Origin of the sequence: Bacillus pacificus (assembly GCF_020861345.1) — a bacterium.
GTDB classification, from domain to species: Bacteria; Bacillota; Bacilli; order Bacillales; family Bacillaceae_G; genus Bacillus_A; species Bacillus_A pacificus.
Window position 1 is genome coordinate 2,908,375 of record NZ_CP086328.1, and the last position, 23,434, is coordinate 2,931,808.

General features: G+C 34.5%; 20 protein-coding genes and 1 pseudogene. 3 read left to right on the forward strand and 18 right to left on the reverse strand.

What is annotated here, in order from left to right:
* Window positions 1-49 precede the first annotated feature (49 nt).
* Genes ablB through LMD38_RS15285 form a run of 5 tightly spaced genes read right to left on the reverse strand, consistent with a single transcriptional unit; the run spans window position 50 to window position 4,828 of the window.
* Window positions 50-895, reverse strand: a complete 846-nt coding sequence (gene ablB, locus LMD38_RS15265; RefSeq protein ID WP_000878610.1) for a putative beta-lysine N-acetyltransferase — start codon at window positions 893-895, stop codon at window positions 50-52.
* Window positions 892-2,160, reverse strand: coding sequence for a peptidase (locus LMD38_RS15270; RefSeq protein WP_062822550.1), 1,269 nt, complete (start codon window positions 2,158-2,160; stop codon window positions 892-894). The genes ablB and LMD38_RS15270 overlap by 4 nt, the downstream gene beginning before the upstream one ends.
* 15 nt (window positions 2,161-2,175) lie before the next feature.
* Complete coding sequence (locus LMD38_RS15275; protein WP_062822551.1) at window positions 2,176-2,838, reverse strand: CoA transferase subunit B; 663 nt, start codon at window positions 2,836-2,838, stop codon at window positions 2,176-2,178.
* On the reverse strand, window positions 2,823-3,521 hold the full coding sequence (gene atoD / locus LMD38_RS15280; protein ID WP_000208119.1) for an acetate CoA-transferase subunit alpha: 699 nt from the start codon (window positions 3,519-3,521) through the stop codon (window positions 2,823-2,825). The genes LMD38_RS15275 and atoD overlap by 16 nt, the downstream gene beginning before the upstream one ends.
* Complete coding sequence (locus tag LMD38_RS15285; protein ID WP_001205894.1) at window positions 3,518-4,828, reverse strand: aspartate aminotransferase family protein; 1,311 nt, start codon at window positions 4,826-4,828, stop codon at window positions 3,518-3,520. The genes atoD and LMD38_RS15285 overlap by 4 nt, the downstream gene beginning before the upstream one ends.
* Before the next feature lie 1,109 nt (window positions 4,829-5,937).
* On the opposite strand from LMD38_RS15285, the gene LMD38_RS15290 reads away from it, so the two are divergent.
* Window positions 5,938-6,687: a DUF4397 domain-containing protein gene (locus LMD38_RS15290; protein ID WP_062821120.1), complete on the forward strand. Its 750-nt coding sequence runs from the start codon at window positions 5,938-5,940 to the stop codon at window positions 6,685-6,687.
* Window positions 6,688-6,720: 33 nt separating this feature from the next.
* Here LMD38_RS15290 and LMD38_RS15295 read toward each other — a convergent pair whose 3' ends face one another.
* Complete coding sequence (locus tag LMD38_RS15295) at window positions 6,721-7,839, reverse strand: BA2291 family sporulation histidine kinase (protein ID WP_000451748.1); 1,119 nt, start codon at window positions 7,837-7,839, stop codon at window positions 6,721-6,723.
* 245 nt (window positions 7,840-8,084) lie between these two features.
* Here LMD38_RS15295 and LMD38_RS15300 point away from each other — a divergent pair, with 245 nt between their 5' ends.
* Window positions 8,085-8,477, forward strand: coding sequence for a YueI family protein (locus tag LMD38_RS15300; RefSeq protein WP_000247570.1), 393 nt, complete (start codon window positions 8,085-8,087; stop codon window positions 8,475-8,477).
* A 116-nt stretch (window positions 8,478-8,593) separates the two neighbouring features.
* On the opposite strand, the gene LMD38_RS15305 is transcribed toward LMD38_RS15300, so the two are convergent.
* Together LMD38_RS15305 and LMD38_RS15310 are read right to left on the reverse strand one after the other, a co-directional pair.
* Window positions 8,594-10,018 (reverse strand): aldehyde dehydrogenase family protein, encoded by a 1,425-nt coding sequence (locus LMD38_RS15305; protein WP_061183518.1) that lies wholly within the window; start codon window positions 10,016-10,018, stop codon window positions 8,594-8,596.
* A gap of 132 nt (window positions 10,019-10,150) precedes the next feature.
* Window positions 10,151-11,506 (reverse strand): hemolysin family protein, encoded by a 1,356-nt coding sequence (locus tag LMD38_RS15310; protein WP_002163665.1) that lies wholly within the window; start codon window positions 11,504-11,506, stop codon window positions 10,151-10,153.
* 353 nt (window positions 11,507-11,859) lie between these two features.
* On the opposite strand from LMD38_RS15310, the gene racA reads away from it, so the two are divergent.
* Entirely contained in the window at window positions 11,860-12,402 is a 543-nt protein-coding gene (gene racA / locus LMD38_RS15315; RefSeq protein ID WP_000456007.1) for a chromosome-anchoring protein RacA, read from the forward strand.
* Between the two features lie 94 nt (window positions 12,403-12,496).
* On the opposite strand, the gene LMD38_RS15320 is transcribed toward racA, so the two are convergent.
* The 10 genes and pseudogenes from LMD38_RS15320 to LMD38_RS15365 form a co-directional block, all read right to left on the reverse strand.
* The gene (locus LMD38_RS15320; protein WP_000487803.1) at window positions 12,497-13,093 is read right to left on the reverse strand and encodes a hypothetical protein; all 597 of its coding nucleotides are present in this window, start codon (window positions 13,091-13,093) and stop codon (window positions 12,497-12,499) included.
* Window positions 13,094-13,368: 275 nt separating this feature from the next.
* Window positions 13,369-15,219, reverse strand: a complete 1,851-nt coding sequence (locus tag LMD38_RS15325; protein WP_014893777.1) for a hypothetical protein — start codon at window positions 15,217-15,219, stop codon at window positions 13,369-13,371.
* A complete protein-coding gene (locus LMD38_RS15330) occupies window positions 15,209-17,029 on the reverse strand; it encodes an AAA family ATPase (protein ID WP_016717396.1) in 1,821 nt (606 codons plus the stop codon). The genes LMD38_RS15325 and LMD38_RS15330 overlap by 11 nt, the downstream gene beginning before the upstream one ends.
* Before the next feature lie 106 nt (window positions 17,030-17,135).
* Window positions 17,136-17,396, reverse strand: a complete 261-nt coding sequence (locus LMD38_RS15335) for a hypothetical protein (protein WP_000391444.1) — start codon at window positions 17,394-17,396, stop codon at window positions 17,136-17,138.
* Window positions 17,397-17,472: 76 nt separating this feature from the next.
* Window positions 17,473-18,900 carry an arginine-ornithine antiporter gene (gene arcD / locus LMD38_RS15340; protein ID WP_228919796.1) on the reverse strand — a complete coding sequence of 476 codons (1,428 nt, stop codon included), beginning with the start codon at window positions 18,898-18,900 and terminating at the stop codon, window positions 17,473-17,475.
* Window positions 18,901-19,113: 213 nt separating this feature from the next.
* Window positions 19,114-20,625, reverse strand: coding sequence for an ABC transporter permease/substrate-binding protein (locus LMD38_RS15345; RefSeq protein ID WP_016717394.1), 1,512 nt, complete (start codon window positions 20,623-20,625; stop codon window positions 19,114-19,116).
* 3 nt (window positions 20,626-20,628) lie between these two features.
* The gene (locus LMD38_RS15350) at window positions 20,629-21,576 is read right to left on the reverse strand and encodes an ABC transporter ATP-binding protein (protein ID WP_061183513.1); all 948 of its coding nucleotides are present in this window, start codon (window positions 21,574-21,576) and stop codon (window positions 20,629-20,631) included.
* 102 nt (window positions 21,577-21,678) lie between these two features.
* Window positions 21,679-22,236, reverse strand: coding sequence for a YdcF family protein (locus tag LMD38_RS15355; protein ID WP_001045793.1), 558 nt, complete (start codon window positions 22,234-22,236; stop codon window positions 21,679-21,681).
* Between the two features lie 64 nt (window positions 22,237-22,300).
* Window positions 22,301-22,847 (reverse strand): annotated as a pseudogene (locus tag LMD38_RS15360) (macrolide transporter).
* A 1-nt stretch (window position 22,848) separates the two neighbouring features.
* Window positions 22,849-23,385, reverse strand: coding sequence for an NADPH-dependent FMN reductase (locus LMD38_RS15365; RefSeq protein WP_014893779.1), 537 nt, complete (start codon window positions 23,383-23,385; stop codon window positions 22,849-22,851).
* Window positions 23,386-23,434: the final 49 nt, after the last annotated feature.

Genomic DNA, 23,434 nt, shown 5'->3' on the forward strand with positions numbered 1-23,434 from the left:
CCTATGTGCGATTATAAGCATGACGATTCCGTTCTATTTTTATAACGTACTATTTAGACAAATCTTTTACCCATATATTCATATCTTCTAGCTTATCAAAAATGTAGCAATTGTTCGCCAATCTTCCTGTATACGTATAGCCTAACTGATGAAAGGCTGCATTCATTCCGAAAGAAAGCGATCGAGCAATTGTATAAGAACAGAAAATCGATTTTTCTTGAAGTTCTTCTTCTAACTTAATTAATAAACTTTTCATAAACCCATGTTTACGATATTCGGGTAAGGTCGCACAATTCGTTAATTCTGCATTTCCTTCTTTTATATTCATTTCTGCAGACGCTGTACTAATTATTTTCCCCTCGAATTCATACACATAGTAAATTGTATCGTCTTCTTTCATCGTTTGTTTTACATAACTCGCTTCGTTTAAAGGAGTCGGATACACTTCAAATACTTCTCCAAAGACAGCTGCTAATTCTTCTGCGTCCTCTTCTGTCGCTTTTCTTAATAGGAATTTTTCCGGAACTATTTTTTCCTTTACTTCTTTTGCTTTTACACCGCTTAAAATGGTATCTTCCTCAGCCCAATGAATACTATTTCGTCTTTCATCATTATTAAATTTCACGAAGAAGTATGCATCGTGACCTTGAAAATAATGTGGTATTGTTGCTTCTAATAAAAAACCGAAAGAGAGCCATGTTGAAACATGCTCTCCCTTTCCTTTAACAATACATTTAGTGAAAGAATGTTTCTCTGCTAATTCGTCAATTGTTTGGATGATTCTCTCAATATTTCCTGTGTAGTGGTCTACTCGAATACGTTTATTAAAATAGTCCAAAACGCCTTCTACTGTATGGCCATTCGTCTGTTCTCTAAAAGATTCATAGTATTTCATTTTTTCACCTCACACCAATCTAGTAATGTACATGCAATAATTTTTGCGGCAGCTATCATTTTATCAACTTCTATATATTCGTTTGGATAATGCGCTACTTTCGTTTCTCCTGGGCCAAATACTATCGTTGGTACACCGGCGATTTGTGTAAATAAGCCTCCATCAGTCCCCCACGGAGATGCTTCAACAATCGGTTTGTTCCCTTCGATTTCAACGAAGTTATGCTCGAGCGTTGTAATTAACTCATGATTTTCTTCTAGTTCACCTGGAACCCATCTTGCTCCAAACCATTCCACTTCTACAGGATTTTCAACAAACCAATTGTCCACATCATTTAATTCAGCGATCCAATTCTCGAACTCTTCTTTTGCTGCCTCTATAGTCTCATTCGGCGCAATACCGCATCTTCCTTCTAAAATTAACGAATCAGGAACAGAACTTGGCCAGCTACCGCCTTCAATTTTCCCAATATTAATTGGAATTGGGATCGGGATTCCTTTAAATAATGGATCTGTAATTCGGTCATTTCTCTTCTCTTCCAGCTTTCTCAAATGATCTACAACAAACATACTTTTTTCAATTGCACTTACTCCTTCATAACGCGTCCCACCGTGTGCTGCTTTCCCTTTCACATGTAGACGAAACCACATGGATCCTTGTTGTTTCGGGAAAAACTTCATATTTGTTGGCTCCGGAATAATAACACCATCTGCTTTATATCCTCGTAATATAGTTGCTAATGTTCCTGCTCCGCCGCTTTCTTCTTCTATTACACTTTGAAAATAAATATCTCCTTTTAATTCAATACGAGATTCAATAATTGCTTCCATCGCAAGCATTAATGCGACATTGCCGCCCTTCATATCTGTTGTTCCACGACCATATATACGATTTCCTATTTTCTCACCACTATAAGGATGATGATCCCACTGATTCACATCTCCTTCTGGTACGACATCAATATGCCCATTTAATATCATAGATTTCCCGTCGCCGCTTCCTTTAAGGGTTGCCACAATGTTCGGGCTATCTGAAAAACTTGTACGCGGTGATACAAAATAAGGATGATCTTTCATTTTAGAAAATGATGGCTCCCATATATCAAGATCTAAACCTAGCTCACGTAATTTTTCAATTACAATTGCCTGCGCACCACTTTCCTCACCAGATACGCTCTTTTCTTGAATTAATCGTTTTAAAAATTTTACGCTTTCTTCTTCATGACTCTCAATATAATCACAAACTTGTTTTTTTAATTGCTCCATATATTACATCTCCCCTCATTCAATTACTAGTAAATTAGAACCAATTTTAAAATTTGCTTCTGTATGTTGTTTTATATCTTCTACTGTGTATGGGCTCATTAATTCTTGCAAAATAAGTCCATCCTGCGTCACTTCCATTACTGCCATATCCGTAATAATTAAATCTACGCATTTTTTTGAAGTTAATGGTAATGTACACTCCGAAACAATTTTTGCATTTCCATATTTATCGACATGATTCATCACAACAACGACCCGCTTCGCTTTTTGAGCTAAATCCATTGCTCCTCCAATACCTGGAACGCGTTTCCCTGGAACAATCCAGTTTGCTAAATCACCATTCTCACTTACTTGTAATGAACCAAGAATCGTTATATCTAGTAAACCTTTTCGAATCATCCCAAACGCTGTGCAACTATCAAAATAACTTGCTCCTGTAATAAGAGAAGTTGGCAAACCTGCTGCGTTACATAAATTTTCGTCTTCATTTCCTTTACTTGGCGTAGGTCCCATACCTACAATTCCATTTTCTGCATGAAACATAACGTTTATATCGTCAGGCAAATGATTCGGTACAAGCGATGGTATACCAATTCCCAAATTTACAATCATACCATTTTGTATTTCTTTCGCCGCACGTTTAGCAATCTTATCTCTCACTTCTACGCCCATACCCATTTCCAATTCACTCCTTCCGACGGTACGATATAATTTACAAATACTCCTGGGACAACAATTTCTTCTGGATCTAAACTTCCAAGTGGAACAATTTCTTCTGCTTCTACAATCGTTATATCCCCGGCCATAGCTACGTGAGGGTTCATGTTACGAGCGCTCTTATCAAACACAAGGTTACCGAATGGATCCGCCTTTTTCGCGTATACAATCGCAACCTCAGCAGTTAATGCTGTTTCAACTAAATATGTTTTACCATTCATTTCAACAGTACGTTTTCCTTCTTCTACAATCGTATCAACACCTACATCAACTAATACGCCACCAAGTCCTACACCACCAGCGCGAATACGCTCTGCTAATGTTCCTTGAGGAGAAAACTCAATTTGTAACCTTCCTTCGTTTAACTGTCTTCCTGCATTTGGATTTGATCCAATATGAGAAGTAATTAATGATTTTACTCTTTCATTCGTAACGAGACGACCGATTCCTACATCAGGAAATCCTGTATCATTTCCAATTAAATTTAAATTTGTAACTCCTTTTTCTAAAATCGCCTGTATTAAAGATGGAGGGGATCCAATCCCCCCAAATCCCCCAAACATTAATGTCATATCATCGTGGAATAAAGAAATTACTTCCTCTATCTCTTTTAATTTACTGAATGTATTCGTAATAGTTGTCATGCGATACTATGCCCTCCTTTTTGCATCATTTCTTCAACACTTTTTGCAAAAATTGAAAGTAATTCATCTAACTCGGAATATGTAGTTGTCATTGGCGGTGCTACAAGCAGTGCACTATCTTCTTTTCCTGCTTGCCCTGAAACAGCTTGGTATAAAAGAAGACCATTTTTAGCTGCAACCGAAATAAGTTCCGACGCTTTTGTAAACGGTTGCAATTCTACTCCAATTAGCAACCCTTTTCCGCGCACATCAGCAATGATTGTCGATTGTTGCTGAACTTTCTGTAATCCCTTTATTAAATACTCTCCCTTTTCAGCTGTTTTTTCAGGTAGATTATGTTTCTCCATATATTCAATAACAGCTAGAGCTGTTGCTGCAGATAATGGATTTGCACTTAACGTATGCCCACTCATAACAGAACGCGATCCTCGTAAAATTGGCTCCATTACACGGTCACTTACAACCGTCGCTGCCATCGGTGTGTATCCAGCTCCTAAACCTTTACCAAGGGTCATAATATCCGGTTCTACACCCCAATGCTCCATCGCAAACCATGCGCCAGTACGACCAAGCCCAGTCATTACTTCATCAGCAATAAATAAAATATCGTAATGACTACAAATATCTTTAATAACTTTATAATATTCTTTCGGCGGAACGACTGCGCCTCCAGCTGCTCCGATAATCGGTTCAGCGATAAAAGCTGCGATATGTTCTGCACCAATTCTTTCGATTGATCTTTCTAGTTCAGTCGCACAAGCAAGCTGACAAGTTGGATATACTTTTTGCACCGGACATCTAAAACAATATGGAGCTGGAATAGTTGGATAATCTTCTAAAATTGACACGAAACGTTGTCTACGCAGTGGATGCCCAGACATTGATAAGGCGCCCATCGTAATACCGTGATAACTCATCCATCGTGACAAAATTTTATGTTTCCCTTGAATACCTCGCTCTTGAAAATGTTGAATTGCAATTTTCATAGCTGTTTCATTTGCTTCCGTACCACTATTTACAAAAAAGCTCCAGTTCAAATCTCCTACACTTAAATCGCTTAATTTCTTAGCTAATTTTTCAGCTGGTTCACTCGTAAACTGTGATCTATAAACGAAAGCAATCTCCTCTGCTTGCTTTTTGATAACGTCCGCAATCTCCTTTACGCCATGCCCAATACCTGCCGTAATTGCTCCTGACGAGCCATCAAAATATTTATTTCCGTTTTGATCATACAAATACACACCTTTTCCATGTGAAATCATTGGATACGGCTGACCAACAAGTGGTTTAATTAAGTAATCGCGCATAGCGCTCCCCCATTTCTCCAATTTGTATATATATATGAAGAAAATTGACGTTTCTTTCATAAAAAAGAACCCTCTGCGAAAGCAGTGAATTTATCAAAAAACTATTATAAAATATACAAATGAGTGCTAAATATCAATTTAAAAACAGAAAATTCAGAACTTAAATTAAAGACCAACCCTTATCTATACGCCCAAATAACCCTCCCTTATATAAAATTAACGCTTCACTAAATATTTTTCCAACATAATGTCAGCTTCCCTCAAATGCCGACATTGTGTAAACTTCGACGAAACTCCCTTTAAACTCCTTCCTGTTCTCCTACTTTATATTGCATATTTTCAAACAAATCTCGACAATTAATCCTACTAAATGCATAGCAATTATTTTTATAGAACCCAATATTTCACATACATTCTCCTCCATTTATACAATAAAGTGAATCTTTAATCAGCCCTCACCAATCGGACTTTTATGGGCAGCCCGACCCCCACCTAACTTCTTTGTTTTCGCTGAATTTTGAGATGTGGGTCTTACTGCCCATTAAAATCGGATAAAAAAAGAACCGATTAACCACATTAATCAGTTCGGCACGACGCTCTTTTATCAGTTAATACCGTCACTTGCTAACGTAAATAGAAACAATAGTATTACAAAATCACAATTCATCCTACAGTATAAAGCACAACACCGTCCATAACTCCATTCACAATTCCTTGCGGGATATCCCCATCCCAAGGTTTCATTCCTTTCCTTAATTTCAAACTACCTTTCCTTTATAATTTATGTAGGACAATTATTACTTTGTATGTGTATTTGCCCATAATTTAAAAAATCCCTAGTTTCCTAAGGGTTTCAGGACATGGTTTCGACATGTCACGTGTTATGCTCTCAAATTTTTCATTTCGAAATATACACTTCCTCAGCCAATATGGATGATATATTTTTGTATCCTCTAGAAAATTATAACTCTCGTTCACCTAAACTTAACGTATCCTTAAAAAATACTTATTATTAATTTTCAACCTTTCTCCTTTAAAAAACAATTTTTTTCGCATAACCTCATTCTTGCTAAGCATATAGTTTTAATGATGACAAAGGAGGAATGTTCATGTCTCAATCTGAAATCGAAAAATATGGACAAGAAGCTGCACGTTACGAACAGCTCGCTCGTTACTATCAATTTCATAATCCAAAAAAATATGCAGAACTATATATGAAATATTATGATGCGCTTACGAATCTTGTACAGGCATACGAAAAAAGAGATTCACAAGAAGCTGCTTTACCATCGCACATAAGATTTTTTCACTCTGCTTCAAATACACCTGCCGTTGACATTTTAGTAAATGGGCAAAAGGTAATTAAAAATATTTCATTTAAACAATTTAGTCCCTATTTAACATTAGTACAAGGTAAGTACCGAATAGATATTGTTCCTGTCGGAAATGAAACGCCCATCTTTTCAGCTTTAGTACCAATAATGGGAAATCACACTTATACTTTTGCTGCAATAAATAGTGATAATCATCTACAATTACAACCTATGCTTGATAATACTCATTTACCAGCAGGCCAGGCAAAAATACGCTTTGCGCACTTTTCTCCCGATACCCCTGTTGTAAATGTAAGTTTAAAAGGTGGCGATCATTTATTTGAAAATGTACTCTTTAAACAAATAACAGATTTTTTAGAAGTTAGCCCTGGTACAGCGGATATAGAAGTTTCACTCGCAGATAATCAAAGTGTCTTGCTAACTATACCGGATTTCAAAGTCGAACCGAACATTATTTATACAATTTCAATTTTAGGTTATTCAACGAAAGATCCTAAATTAGAAGCCGTTATACTTACGAATTAAAACAGTCTACACCATTCATTTGGTGTAGACTGTTTATTTTTGAAATGCAATTTGAAATTCTGTCCAATCATTATCTGAACGACACATGATGGACCCATTATGCTTTTCTACAATTTGTTTACATACAAATAACCCAATACCAGTTCCTAACTTTTTAGTAGTTACAAATGGTTCAAAAATCGTTTCTACATTTTCAGCTGGAATCATTGGCCCGTTATTTTTTATTACAATCCGAATCGATTGATCTTCTTCAAATACATCAATGATAATTTTTCGTTCTTCTTTCATTGATTCAAGAGCGTCAATTGAGTTCATTAATATATTTAAAAATACTTGTCTCACTTCACTCCGATAACCAGTAAGCGGAATTGGATATGGCAAATTCTTTTCAATAGAAACATTTGCATTGACCAAACTTGGATATAAGAACTGTATAATGTCTTGAAACAAATCATTTAGCCAAAACCGTTCAGATTCAGTCCACATTTCTTTTTTCGATACGAGTAAAAATTGCGAAATGCGAAAATTTAATTGGTCTAATTCATGAGAAATAATATCTAAATACGATAAACTAGGATGGTCTGCCTTTAATAATTTGACAAACCCCATAATGGAAGTAAGTGGATTACGAAATTCATGTACAAAACTAGCTGACATTTGCCCTAAAATCGTCAGCCTTTCTTTATGTGTTTCGTTAATATATTGCTGTTTTTCCTCTAAATTTCTTGATATAATTTCCGAGTATTTTAAAACAGTGTAATAAATTAATTTGTCAAAACAAGTATGTATTTGGGCCATAATTGGTTTCAATTCACGTGCACTAACATCTAATTCACACATCGCTTCGAAAAGCTCATTTCTTCCCACATTTGCATTATAAACAAAATCACCTATATTCGCATCTGCTCCTGCACGTTCAATAGCAATTTTCTCGCATAATGGCTGAAGATAATTTATATCTTTTTCTTCCATAGTAAGTTCAATAATAAACTCTAATAAATCCTCTCCATTTTGAACTGCTTCTAGTCTAAATGGATCTTTATCGGAAATTATCATTTTGTTTTTCCAGTTCTCAACGAATTGGTGCCTGTTGTTTTTCAAGTGCGAACAAAATACTTCTTTAATATCCTTATCGATTGGAAAAACCTCCATTCCTCCATTTCTATGCGACGAACACCCTTTATATTTTGAATATTAACACAAAAAACATGATTCGTTAATAGATTATTGTCACATTTTGTTAATATGTGTTGATAAAATTTTTATAACTTTATTAATTGTTTAGATTGTTACATTCCATTTTCCTTCCTTTCATTCAAATTTTTTATATTCGATGCGACTTTTTTTGCATCCTGCTTCATTCTTTCGTACAATAGAAAAGGAAAGGTGTGAAAAATATGGTAAATAAAAATGTGGAAGATTATCTCCAAGAAGGCATTTACGGCCAAAAGCAAAACAAACCAGAAGAACGTAATATGTATTTAACTACATTACGTGAGCGTGTAGAAATCGCTTTAACTATCGGTCAAGTAATGCAAAGTAATGTATATTCTGAAGTAGCTAGTAGCATGCGCTCTTCTCAATCATTACAAATATTCCTAAATGGTGGCATTGCTTACCCACATTTATCAAAATACATTAAATTAGCGAATGAAAAAAATGTTCCTTTTACAATTGTTCAAAATAAAGGTATAGAAACACCAATCGGTTTAGTATTATCTCATAGCACTGCTGTCGACAAAGAACAAATTTATGTAGAAGATGCTATTTTCAAACAAGAAATGAAGTAAAAGGTACACTTGATTAAATGAAATCATTCTAAGAAACGCCAAATAAACAAAAAAACGAGTATGGAATCGTAAACATTTCCTACTCGTTTTTTTGCGATGTTTAAGTTCTAGTTACTTTATTTTTTAATACACACTAATTTCATTTCTGTCATTTCTTCGATTGCATATTTAATTCCTTCACGCCCCGTACCACTTTCTTTCACACCACCGTAAGGCATATGGTCTACTCTGAACGTTGGAATATCATTTATCATGACACCACCAACTTCTAATTCATCAATTGCACGCATTGCTTTAAACAAATTATTTGTAAATACGCCTGCTTGTAGACCGTAACGCGAATGATTTACTTGCTCTATGGCCTCATCAAATTCTTTAAATGTATTTACTGTCATAAGTGGACCGAATACTTCTTGGCACTGTACAGATACATGCTCTGGAACATTCGTTAATACAGTTGGTTTAAAAATCCTTTCATCACGTTTGTTACCACCATACAAAACGCTCGCTCCTTCTTTAACTGCTTCTTGCACCCAGTTATCGATACGCTCGACATCTTTTTTCGAAATTAAAGCTGATACATCCGTTTCCTCAAGCAACGGATCACCAACAACAACTGTTTCCATCGCTTTCTGTAACTTAGATAAAAATTCATCCATTCTCTCTTCATGTACAAAAACACGTTGTACCGAAATACAAACTTGTCCATTATTAACAAATGCTCCCCATTTTACTCGTTCAATTAATTCATCTGTTAATTCAACATCTTCATCAATAATAACAGCAGCATTCGATCCTAGTTCTAACGTAACTCGCTTTAACCCAGCCTTTGCCTTAATTCCAAGTCCAACTTTCGGACTTCCCGTAAAAGTAATGGAAGCAACATCATCATTTGTAACTATTGCTTCTCCTACAGTTGAACCAGGACCAGTAATAATATTTAAAGTCCCTTTTGGCAATCCTGCTTCTTCAAATAGTTCAACTAATGCATAAGATGATAGAGGCGTTTGATCAGCTGGTTTTAACACAACTGTATTTCCAGCAGCAATTGCAGGGCCCACTTTATGTGCCACTAAATTTAATGGAAAATTAAATGGTGTAATAGCTCCTATAACCCCAATCGGTTTTCGTATTGTGTATGCAATGCGCCCATCTGCACCAGGTGCTGCATCAAGTGGCAGTGTCTCACCGTATATACGCTTCGCTTCTTCAGCTGCAAATTTGTATGTCTGAACGGTACGATCTACTTCTCCCCTTGCAGCACGTATTGGTTTTGCAGCCTCTTTTGCAATAATCTCTGCAAATTCTTCTCTTCTTTCATCCATTTTTTGTGCGACTTTCTCTAAAATAGTCGCACGATCATATGCAGATAATCTATTCATTTCTTTCATTGCATTCTTTGCAGCAATAACAGCCTCTTTTACATCTTCTTCCGTTCCTTGCGCGATTTCCGCTAATGTTTCTTCAGAATATGGTGCATATAATGGTTTATACGTATTTACAGACTTCCAATCTCCATTTATATATAAATGCTTTTTCATAATTCTTCCCCTTTCAAATATATGTATACAACAATACTTCACCTAGTGAAAGGTCTGACTTATGTCATTGTAACATAGCCCTTATTCTGCAAAAAACATTATGCTCAAAAAAACTCTGCCATCTAGCAGAGTCTACGAACTAATTTGTTCTTGCAATGAAATTTGTTTTTCATCTTCTAAAATAACAATTGATTCTACAGTTTTTGTAACTTCTAGTCTCTTTATATAGTGTCCATCTAATTCTTTTACGCAAAACTTATAATTTTCGATTTCAATGAAATCCTCTTCAGCAATTTCTATATTCTTCGTTAAAATCCATCCACCTATTGTGTCAACACCATTATCATCAATCGTTAAACCTAATAACGTATTTACTTCACTAACAAGTACTTTTCCCTCTAGTATTGTTTTCGTTTCACTAACTTGTTGGATTTCTGGCTGTTCATCTGTATCAAACTCATCTTGAATATCTCCAACTATTTCTTCTAAAATGTCTTCAACAGTAACAAGTCCAGACGTACCACCATATTCATCTATCAATATAGCAATATGTGTTCTTTCTTTTTGCATTTTTAAAAATAAGTCGTGTATTGGGATGGAGTCGATAACTAAAATAATCGGCCTAATATATTGCTCTACTTTCTTATTACTAACCGCATTATGCTGCACAAAATCTGTGAAAATATCTTTAAAATTCACAAAGCCTATTACGTGATCTTTGTCGCCATCAACAACTGGATATCTCGTATATTTTTCCCGAGACATTTTTTGCAACGCTTCTTCAGCAGGCATTTCTTTACTTATAATATGCATCTCAGTTCGGGGTACCATTATCTCTTTTGCTATACGATCATCAAATTCAAAGATTTTATTTACATATTTATATTCAGACTGATTAATCTCTCCGTTTTTGTAACTTTCTGAAACTAATAACCGTAATTCTTCTTCTGAATGAACTTCATCGTGCCCTTTCGGTGGTTTCAGCCCTAGCAATTTCGTAATTATTCGGGCTGATCCATTTAATAGCCAAATAAAAGGAAACGCCATACGATAAAAGAAAGTTAACGGTTTAGCAACAAATAAACTCACCTGTTCAGCTTTTTGAATCGCAAATGTTTTTGGAGCCAATTCCCCTATTACAACATGTAAAAATGTAATAAACAAAAACACTAAAATTACAGCAAAAATATCTGCTAGTTGAGTAGAAATGTTCAAATTCACAAAAAATGTGTCAAACATTTGCTTTAACGCAGGTTTACCGAACCACCCAATTCCCAGTGCTGTAACTGTTATTCCTAGCTGACAAGCAGATAAATATTCGTCTAAGTTTGTAATGACTGTTTTGACAGATGTTGCGCGATTATTTCCTTCTGCAATTAAATAGTCAATTCTTGAACTTCGCACTTTAACAATTGCAAATTCTGCTGCAACGAAAAATGCCGTTAAGGCAATTAAAACAATCACTATACTTATACTATATATGTCCAAATACTTTTCCTTACTTACATTGTAAGCAAGGAAGCCACCTCCTACTTAATTTTATTCAAGTGAAGTAAGCATTCTAATACTCTAACAAAATTCTACATTAGCAACCACCTTTTTATATATTATATGCATACATAAAAAAGATATTTATCATTATGATAATCTAATTCATTTCCCTCAGTCAAATGATTCTAAATTTTAAGATAAAAACTTTTATATTCACGATATATTCTTCCTAACTTCATTTCGTGAAAAAACACTTTCTTTGCCGATTCCACACTTCTTTTGTCACACTGGAAGGGAACTTACTTCATAGATCGAAATCATTCAACAGGATATATATAGGAGGGATTATTTTGGAATATAAAACACCATTTATCGCAAAAAAATTAGGTGTTAGCCCAAAGGCTGTTGTCCGGATTGCACAACAATTAAATCTTACTATAGAAAAAAATAAATATGGTCACTTTATTTTTACACAAGATGATTTAGACCAAATGTTAGAATACCATCTTTCACAAATAGAGAAGTCCCAAAACACTCACCCTACTCAAAAAACATCATCAAATGATGTTGAAGAATTGAAAACTCAAGTAAATACAATTGTTCAAAACATATCATCACATGATTTTGAGCAATTAACCGCTCAATTAAACACAATTACGAGAAGACTAGATCGAATGGAAGAACAAATGCAAGATAAGGCAAATGATGTTGTTACGTACCAACTTTTACAACATCGCCGTGAAATGGAGGAAATGTTAGAGCGAATTCAAAAACTAGAAGCTACCCTCAAGAAAGAAGAACCAATCTATATTACTCCCGATACAAAGCCAATATATGAACGTGAAAAGAAACCGAAGCGCCGTAAAATGATTTTTAGTATATTTGGATTATAATTTTTAGACCCTTATTAAAAAATAAGGGTCTTTTTCATGAAGAATGATTTCATTTTAAAATCGCATTCTCTTTATTATACATATTCATTTCGTTTTATTTGGTTAACATAATATTCTTACTGTATTCTGCGATTAATGCCTGTGCATGGGCATTTCCTTGAATTACATCTCGAAATTCTTTTAAAGAATACAAATGCGTAGCCCCTTTTCGGGCATGAATTCGTACTGGTACACCTTGTAAAGTATCATGAAATTGAAATGGCTTATCTATCGGTTCAATTGGGAAACCGAGTGTTAATAAATACATATACATTCTTTTTGTAACCGCTGCAATATACCATTCTGCTTTCGTTTCTAATGCATGCATAAATAAAATAGCTGTTAGTCTTTTGAAGTGTCCTCTCCCACGAGACGTTTTCGCGATACTTAACTTGCCTATTTCATATACATTTTGCAAATCTTTCACTAAATCATTTTTAGAAAACGGATAGAAAAACTCAGAATTTGATTGTTCTGGTACCGTATACTTAATACATTCTACTGTACCGATATGATGTTCATCTTCTATTAATAAAAATCGTGATGGATTTAAATTACGTTCTACGAACATTAAGTTTCTTTCTTCACAAAAATCTCCCCATAGTTGCTCGAACCAAAAATGTTCTTCCTTTGTTTGAACACGCTGGAACATATTTCCCCGCCTTTCCCATCGCCGCTCTGTTTTTGATAACGCTTTCACTATCTATCATATAAGAACAAATCTTCGTATGCAACTAAAAACATTTACGCCTTATTATATTCTGCAAAATAAATTAAATTCCATCATATTCGCCTTTTATCCCTCATGTACCATTCTTCTCAAAATATATTTCTATCACTTGCAAATTCATATCATATGAAGCTGTCTCCCATACTGCATATAATTCTTCTTAATCTAAAAAAATCCTTTATAAAAAAGGATTTCTTTTACTTCTTCATGCTTTTTAACCACTTCTCAAAAATTTGTACCATTCCATGTTTTCCCGCTAATTTCTCTTCTCCTTGTTTCGTTTTATATGGATATAATTGCAAGAAAACACCGCATCCAGACTCAATTTTTTTACTATGCATATGACTTCCTGGGTATACACAAATGACTTCATAAATGGCCCTTCGATGATAGATTCGCTTTCCATCCTGTTCTTCTACAAATTTTATAGACCAGTACTTATACATTTGCTCAGTTGCTTTCGTATTCCCAACGTGCTGAAAAATATTGTACATTGGGCTATACTTCACTTCAATAATAATAGAAGATTGATATACGTATTTCTCTTCCTCCTTTACATAACAGTCTAATCGAATATCTGGCTTCTTCGTGTCTTCTCCATTATAAAAATTACTCCCTTTACTTAATGCAATAAGAGGATGTGTTTCAATTAAATCATTAAATGCGACATGGACTTTCATATCATCTCGATGTAAAACTACTGTCGTTCCATCTTGTAATCCATCTACATAAAAATGTTCTTGTATTTGTTCACGAATGGAATTTCTAGCTTCAAAACCAATTTGCTCTAACATGGAAATAACGATAAAGAAAGCGTAATATTCATACACTAAAAAAGTTGGTTTATAAACAAATAATAAAGATGGAGATTGATCTGTATATTGTGGAAGTAAATCTAAATGCTGTAGTAATTGTTGATGTGGTATCGGTAAATTATGTGAGTTCATCTTACCCGTTTCAGAAACTTCTCTCCAAAATGGAGAATACATTAAAGTTTGAAAGTATTGTACACTATCATGTACAAAATGCGCTAAAATTTTATATTCTTGTATCTTCATAGAACTTTTTCGTAAATCCGCCTCTTTTAGTAAATGTATATTTTTATATTTTTGTTTCTCTCTATCGGTCACTGATCCATTACGCTCAATTGTTTGTATAATCGTTTTTACAGCTTGAAATTCTTCTGATTTCTTCTTTTTTTCTCTTTCTAATATTTCAATTGTTTGACGCAAAAAATTTTCCGCTTCAAGTAAATAAAGATAAAATTGCATCGCTTTAAATTTAAGAAATGCATTTTCCATACTATTTTTTTGTTCGATAAACTTACGATTATAATATTTTGCATACGGTTTTCTTTCCGCCACTACCGCTCCTTTCCTCGTTGCTTTCCGCTCCTTTTCTTCCCATTTATATTCATGTATAAATTTTGAACTCGATTCTATTTTCTTAAAAATTTGCTTTATCTTTTTCATTTTTTGCGGCAACTTTCTAAGTAACACTAAATAAGAAGAATCTTCAATATCGCTAAGTGCAGAGAAAGTCTTTTTATAATAACCTCTATCTAAAATCAACTCATTTAAAATCGACTTCACATAGTTTTGAATCATTTCAAATTGATCATCAAAAAAATTTTTGGGGACGACTTGAAAAGCGCCATAATACGTTCGATCTTCTATATTCACTTCAAAATGATATAAACCACAACGCCATGGATAAAAGAATTCCGTTTTTCCATGTTCATATATTAATACCTTTTGTTTTTGGTCATTTATTTCATATTTTGTCTCTTTTATATTCTTCTGTCCCTCATAGACTTTATTCCATATAAAAGTAATATTCATTGGATTTTCATAATGGTATTGCAATCTAATTGGTTTTAATTCTTGCACTTTATAAATACATTGAGCTAATGCTGTTGCAGAGGTACAAAGACGATTTAATAAAATATATTCTCCTTTTGACTCCGTTCCAATAATTAACTTTAATACAAAAGGAAGCGTTTCTTTCGTATCAACGATTTCTGTTTCGTATCGTCCATCATTTTGCATAACCATACAACTCCAGTTCTCTACGCTTTTCTCTTATATATGCTAAAGAGTGTTCAAATGTAGATACTCTGTTTGCAAGTGGAGATTGCAAAAGAGGTACTAATGTTGCCCCCCTTTTTACTTCCTCTGAAAGTAAAGACCCAACCATCATTTCAGTCCCTCTTATTTTCGTCAATACACGTTGCTTTATTTGTAAATCAAATCCTTCCTCTCTACTAATCATATAAGAATGATTATTTTGGAACGGTATATTTTGCAAATAAGTAGCAATTGCATTTGCACATCGAAAAGAAATTCCCTTTGACGTATCGTGTGATGACAATACACCATGTAACTTATCTAATAGCTCTAACTCTTCTTCAGAAAACACCTCAATCATCGTTTTATTCCTGACCCAATTTATGCGAAATTCTCCTGCAGTTACTTTCAGAGGTGGTTGTAATACAACTTTCTCTTGCTCCATACACATCTCACAAAACGGAATCTTTCGTAAAGTTATTACATTCGTCCGATCTAATAATCGATCTGAGAGCTCCTTCGTCGTTTCATCAAAATTCACAGTACCAACAAATATAATATTTTCTCCAATTTCAATTGTTGGCGGAATTGGATTTTCTTTTTCTTGCACACCTTCATATAAATTTAAAATACGATTTTGCTTTTCAAGTTGAAGAACAGATAGAAATGGAGTAAACCAATGCTCAATATGTGACATATTCATTTCATCAAAAACGATTATATACAGCTGATTTTGATTTTCTTTTGCCTTCATTAACGCCCTAACTAATTTTGTTTCACTTTCAATAAAAGTACCATTTGGGTGAAGGTAACCAAGTAAATCATGTGGTTCTTGATATGATGGTGAAATCGGGATCCAAACCAATTCTTTCCCGTATTGTAATCCAAGTGCTTCTGCATAAGCTTGCACAAAACGGGATTTTCCAGCGCCTGGTATACCACCCAGAATCGTCAACATATTTGTTTTTGTACTTATATGAAAGTTATAAATATCTGTTTCATCCAAATATAGCCCTTTATTACGTACAAAACTTTTCACATACTGTAAAAAGACGGATTCACGCTCATCCCATTCCCATTCATCCTTTTGCACTTTTATTTCCTCTACCTCTACAAGCTTACCTTCTTCAGTTATTCGTTTTTTTAATTGCTCATACACATGATTGCTTACAAAATATAATTGATCTTCTACCGCTATTTCTACATACTTCATCCAGTCATTAAGTTCTATATACTTACATTCCCGCTGCTGTTCAAAATATGCGATTGAACTAATTGACGATGACTTTAAAGATATATTTCCATATAACCTTCCCTCATGCCACAATAACTCAGGAGGCTCAAAGTCTTTCGGATATTTTGGCATTAGAAATGACAAATAACCATTACTAAGTTTTCTTTCTAAAGACTCTCCCTTTTTATAATCGGAAACTTTAGGTACTGGAATCATTTTATAACCGTTTGCTATTTCTCGCGCTTCTTCTGTACAAATTAACTCCACGTATATATGTCCTCTTTCATAATAGAGACGAAACATAATCAATTGCTTTTCTAGTTTTCTTTTCTTTAATTCCGAAAAGACTTTTTCATTCTTTTTATTGCTACATAAACCTTCAAATACATATGGTTCATTTTTCAATTGCTCTTGCAATGTGAATGGTATTGGCGATAGGCATTGTACAAAGAAATTCTCTCCACTCTTCTCACTCTCTGCTTTTGTAAACTTCCCAATAAACCTCATATAGTACATTCGTTTTATAAAACTTGGCTGAAGAGCTTTATGTAATTTCACCTTCGTCACCTTCTTTTTTTCATACTATTCTTAGTGTATGAAAGAAACGCAAAACTAGAAACAAAAAACCTGACGTTATCCGCCAGGTTCAAAATGAAATCGTATATTAATGAGATGGAAATGCGTTTTTCTCTTGTAAGATGGCATTATGAGCAATTTTCATTTTAGCAAGTACATATCGTAAACGATCTTCAGCGTTTTCATCTTTATGTTGCTGTAATTCCGCCAAATTCTCTACCGCACTCGCTAAATTTTCAATCACTCCTCGCAGTTCAGGATGATGATTAAAAAAAGATTCTTGCACTAATACTTTCCTTACTTCACTCGCTAAATCAACAATTCTGTTCAACTGTTCTTTTTCTTCCATTTTCATCCCTCCTGAATATCTTATGTATTAAATATTCTATAGACAAAGAAAAAAGCCCTTTAAATGAAAAGGACTTTTACATTTTTATATTTCCAGTCAATAACATATAAAGAGATGTAACAGCTGCTACGACAATTGCACACATTACATATCTCTCTATACGAGTAAAACAACGATTTCCTTTTTCTTTTCTTGCATACACATAAACAATGATCCCAATCCCGTATACGATTGAAACGAGCAATAAATTCTTCAAACCAGCTGCATAAATAAGCCATATAGAGTAAAGTGAAGCAATTAAAGCTAGCGAACCATTTTTCACTTTTGCACCTTTTAGTTCATTTGTAATTACTAATTTGAATTGGAATAACGCTGATAATAAATATGGTACTAAAATTGATGTTGACGCTATGAAATACATAATTTGATATGTTGACTCTGAAAACAGAACGATTATAAATATAACTTGGGCAACGCCATTTGAGATCCATAATGCCATATGCGGCGTTTGTTTTTTATTTGTTTTCGTAAAGACTTTCGGAAACACGCCATCTTTTCCTGCTACATGGGAAATTTCAGAAACAAGTAAAAACCAACCTATTAATGTACCTACAAGTGAAGCAACTAACCCGATGTTAATCGCTACTGCGCCCCACGTCCCAACAACATGTTCTAATACATGTCCCATTGACGGCGTTTCTAAAACAGAAAGCTCTCCTCTTGTCATCGCTCCCATTGACAAGACAGAAATTAAAATATAAATAGACATTACTAAAATAAGTCCTAATACTGTCGCTTTACCGACGTCTCGACTATTTTTCGCTCTTCCAGATAATACTACCGCTCCTTCAACCCCGATGAAAACCCAAAGAGTTACAAGCATTGTATTCTTCACTTGACCAAGTATAGAGGAAACTGAAATAGTTCCTTCTCCCCAAAAATCATGTGTAAATGTATCCCAGCGAAACGCTGTTACCATTACAACAATAAATAATACGATTGGTACCAATTTCCCTATTGTTGCAATCACATTCATAATAGATGCTTCACGAATTCCAAATAAAATTAGAAAATGAAGTGTCCATAATAAAAGTGATGCTCCTACGATAGACGCAACACTATTTCCACCTTTAAAAATTGGGAAAAAATAGCCTAATGTACTAAACAGTAACATGATTGTTGCAACGTTTCCTAAAATTCCTGCTAGCCAGTATCCCCAAGCACTGTTAAATCCAATATATTCACCGAAACCAGCACGTGCATAACTATAAATTCCGCCCTCAAGCTCTGGTTTTTTTCTTGCTAACGTTTGATATACGAGCGCGAGTGGAATCATTCCCATCGCTGTAATACACCAGCCAATTATTATAGAGCCACTATTTGCTCCTACTGCTAAATCATGCGGTAAACTAAAAACACCGCCACCAACCATTGTTCCAACTACTAATGCAATTAATGGTAAAAAACCTAACTTCTTTTCTATTTGTACCACCCCATCTGTCATTCTAGGTGTTATGTTCGTTCAACTATTAAAGTCACCTTTTTCTCTAATAGACGCTTCTCTTATATTTTTTCAGGAAAACATTACTTATTCTAAAAGAAAATGAAGAAAAATGGAATACTTTTTTGAAAAAATGTATAAGTATGCACAAAAAAACCGTTCATTTTGTAATGAACGGTCATTTCATACATATAAATTTGTATATTTCTTGTAAATTTAACGAAGTAAGTTCTCTTTTTGTAAAAATTGTTTCGCTACTTCTTCACTACTTTTACCATTTACATTTACTTCATAATTCATTTTTCGCATTTCTTCATCTGTAATCTTTCCAGATAATTTATTTAATACTTTTTCAAGTTCAGGATATTTTTGTAACGTCTCTTTTCTTAATAAAGGTGCACCTTGGTATGGTGGAAATAATCCTTTATCATCTTTTAGCACTTTAAGTCCATATTGTTCCAATTCACTATCTGTTGAGTATGCATCAATTACATTCACATCCCCTGATTGAATTGCACTGTAACGTAATTTTGGTTCCATCGTTTTCACATTTGAAAACTTATAGTTATATAATTTTTGCATTCCTTTATAACCATCTTCACGATCAGCAAATTCTAATGTGAATCCTACTTTCGCATTCTGTGCAATTTTTCCTAAATCAGAAATTGTACTTATATTATTTTGATCTGCTATTTTTTTCGGCATAGCTAGTGCATATGTATTGTTATACTCCATCGGCTTCAACATAACCATATTATATTTCTGTTCCATTCCAACGCGAGCCTGTTCATATACTTCATCCCGATTTGTACTTTTTGGCTCTTCTTTCACAAAAGTAGATAAAGCTGTTCCCGAAAACTCAGGGTATATATCTACTTCTCCTGATTTTAACGCTTCAAATACAAATGCTGTTTTTCCAAGACCTGGTTTTAATTGTACGTGTAAATCGGTATCTTGTTCGATAAGTTGCTTATACATTTGAATTAAAATTTCAGGTTCTGATCCAAGTTTGCCCGCAATAACAATATCTTTCTTTTCTGTATTCCAAAGAAATGGAGAAGCAACCATTATACAAACAATACATATCGTCAATATAACACGCTTAGACGAGCGTTTTGGCCTCTCAAGCACTCGAAGTACTACATCAAAGAATAAAGCGAGTAACGCGGCTGGTACGGCCCCTAAAATGATAAGTGCATGATCATTCCGATCGATACCGAGTAATATGAGTTTACCGAGCCCACCAGCACCTATAAGTGCTGCTAATGTAGTCGTTCCAACAATTAATACCATTGCCGTACGAATACCGGCCATAATAATTGGTAAAGCAAGAGGAAGCTCTACCTTCCACAGTCTTCTCCAGCTATTCATCCCCATAGCTTTCGCTGCTTCGATTAAAGATTCATCTAACTCCCGTATTCCTGTATATGTATTGCGTAAAATAGGTAATAGTGCATACACAACTAATGCAATAATGGCTGGCAATTTTCCGATTCCTACTAACGGAATTAATAATCCGAGTAATGCAAGTGATGGCACCGTCTGCATAACTGCAGAAGTTCCTATAATAAACTCAGCCATTCGTTCTTTTCTCGTTAATAAAATGCCAAGCGGTACCGCAATAATTACTGCAAAAAATAATGAAATAAGCGATATTTGTAAATGCTCACTTAATGCAGTTAGTAATTCTATTTTTCGTTCTTGAAACGTTTGTATAAAATCAGTCACTGTTTAGCCTCTTTCCTTCATTTGTTCAACAATATAATTGACAATATGACGACTTGTTAAAGCTCCAACATATCGACCATTTTCTTCAACTGGAACGACTTCATCAGCTCGCAGGCGAACTAATGCTTCTTGTAAAGAAGAATGTAATGATAGTGCTTCCCCTTCTATCCGCATACTTTCATCAAGTGGCAATACATCTTCTATACTTTTCCCCTCATACCAAGGTCGCCCACGATTTCCAATGAACTCTTCTACAAATTCATTTTTTGGGTTATGTATAATTTCTTCTGGCGTATCTAATTGAACAATTTTTCCCTCTTTCATAATACAAATGCGATCTCCAAGTGATAATGCTTCTTGCATATCATGTGTTACGAATACAATTGTTTTTTGAATCTTCTTTTGCAATTGTACGATATCCTTCTGAAGCTGTTCTCTACTTAATGGATCTAGCGCACTAAATGGTTCATCCATAAGAACGATTTTCGGATTTGCGGCTAATGCCCGTACAACACCAATACGCTGCTTTTGCCCACCTGATAATTCATCAGGCATGCGATCGCGATATACGTCTGGATCTAGCCCGACCATCTGGAGCAACTCATCGACACGAGCTTTTATTTTTTCTTTGCTCCACTTTCTCATTTCAGGAACAACTGCAATATTTTCAGCAATTGTCATATGCGGAAACAAAGCGATTTGCTGCAACACGTACCCTATATCCCAGCGTAATTCATTAATATTGTATTCTTGAATATCTTTTCCATCGATTAAGATTGAGCCTTCTGTCGTTTCAATTAAACGATTAATCATTTTCATTGTCGTTGTTTTCCCACAACCACTCGGACCAATAAGGACAAAAAATTCTCCCTTTTTAATTTCTAAATGCAATGAATCCACTGCTTTTGTGCCACCTTCATATGATTTTGACACTTGATTAAACTGAATCACAAATACAACTCCTTTATCGTTGTTTCCTTTATTTTGATGGAATATGGAATTCATTTCAAATGATACGCATTATTCAACAAAAAAAGAGCTCACACTTGAGCTCTAACGGTCTAACAATATTGTTTTCATTATAGCGGCATATTCACGGACATACATTTTTCTCTTAGAGCGCATTGGCGTTTCAGCAGCTAGTGCCTCCATCCTCATGCCTAAACGCTTCGCAATTATTTTCGTTCTATATAAATGATACGTATTGCTTACAACTACCGCATGTTTCACATCATATAAATCTATACTAAACTTTAAATTCTCATACGTATTTGTAGATTGATCTTCTATTAAAATACGACTCTCATCTATACCATGTACCATTAAATAGTTCCTCATACTATGAGCTTCCGGTATATCTTCATCTTCTCCTTGACCACCTGAAACAATTACTTTCGCTTCAGGATGAGAAACTAAATATTCCAATGCTACATCCAAACGGTTTTGAAGAGATAAAGACGGTCTATCTCCAAATAACTTTGCACCTAATATAAGAACGTACGGAGAGTGATGGCTCAACTTTTCACGAGCAACTTTCTTCATTCGAAAGGTCATATAAAGAATGTATAGTGGTGGTAATAATAAGATTATAAGTAATATCCATTTGTTCATATATACGTTTGCACTCCCTTTCTTTTTAATTATATAGAAAAAGATAGGAAGGCAGAAGTATTTTTTATATGATTGATTTATTAGAAATGTTCGTTCTTACTTTACGTTGTGATAGTACATAATAAATAGCGATACCTAATGAGAAGATTAATATGCAGCTTAATACGTAAAACGGCAGCATTACCCCAGCTTTAGATACACCAGCTGTAAACAGCATTAATAATACAATTCTTATTCCTGTACCAATTAATCGAAATAAGCTGTCAACACGTCCCATTACTTCGTTTGGGATTTCCTCCATCATCAATACATTTCTCGCCACTCTTGTCCCCGCATTTCCAATCGCATGAAAAATCGCTAGTCCATATACCTTCATTACATAATAATAAAGATTTTCTTGAAAAACGATCAATACTTTGTCCGATAAACGGAGTTAACAAAAACATAATCAGTGTTGAGATGATGGAAACATAACCAAACGTTGTCTCTCCTCCACTCTCTTTAATTAACAACCATGGAATCGTTATCATTACAATACCGGAACCAATAGCTGATAGACTATTGGCCCCTAGAATGAAATACAAGCGTGAATCTTTATAAAGAGATGACATATCACTCAACCCCTAGTTGCTTTTTCACCTCTTTATATACACCCATATATGCTTTTAATTCTTTAACTAAATCATGAATTAATGGTTTTGCATCTTCTCCCAGTTCACCGTCTTGTACATGAAGTCCATCAAGCACAACTTGTTTTGGAATAGCATTGGCGTATACCCCTCTAGCAACAGTACGCATACTGTTTAATGCGTTAATTCCACCTTTACCGCCTCCTGCAACTGCAAGTAATGCGACAGGTTTATGAACAAATTCACTACTACTTAAGTAATCTAGCGAATTTTTCAACGCCCCACTCATTGCATTATGATATTCAGGTGTACATAGCACTACGCCGTCTGCATTTTTCACTAACGCCTTTAATTTTTTTACCGCTTCTAATTCACGTTGTGATTCTTCCCCATTATATAAAGGTAGTTCTTCTACTGCTAAATCGAATAACTCCCCTTCAAATTGGTCAGCAATATATTTTGCCACCACACGAGTTCTACCGAATTTTCTTGGTGTACCGTTAATAACAACTAGTTTCATCATCATTTCTCCCCTTTGTTTTCAAGTTATACTTATATATTATCAGAAA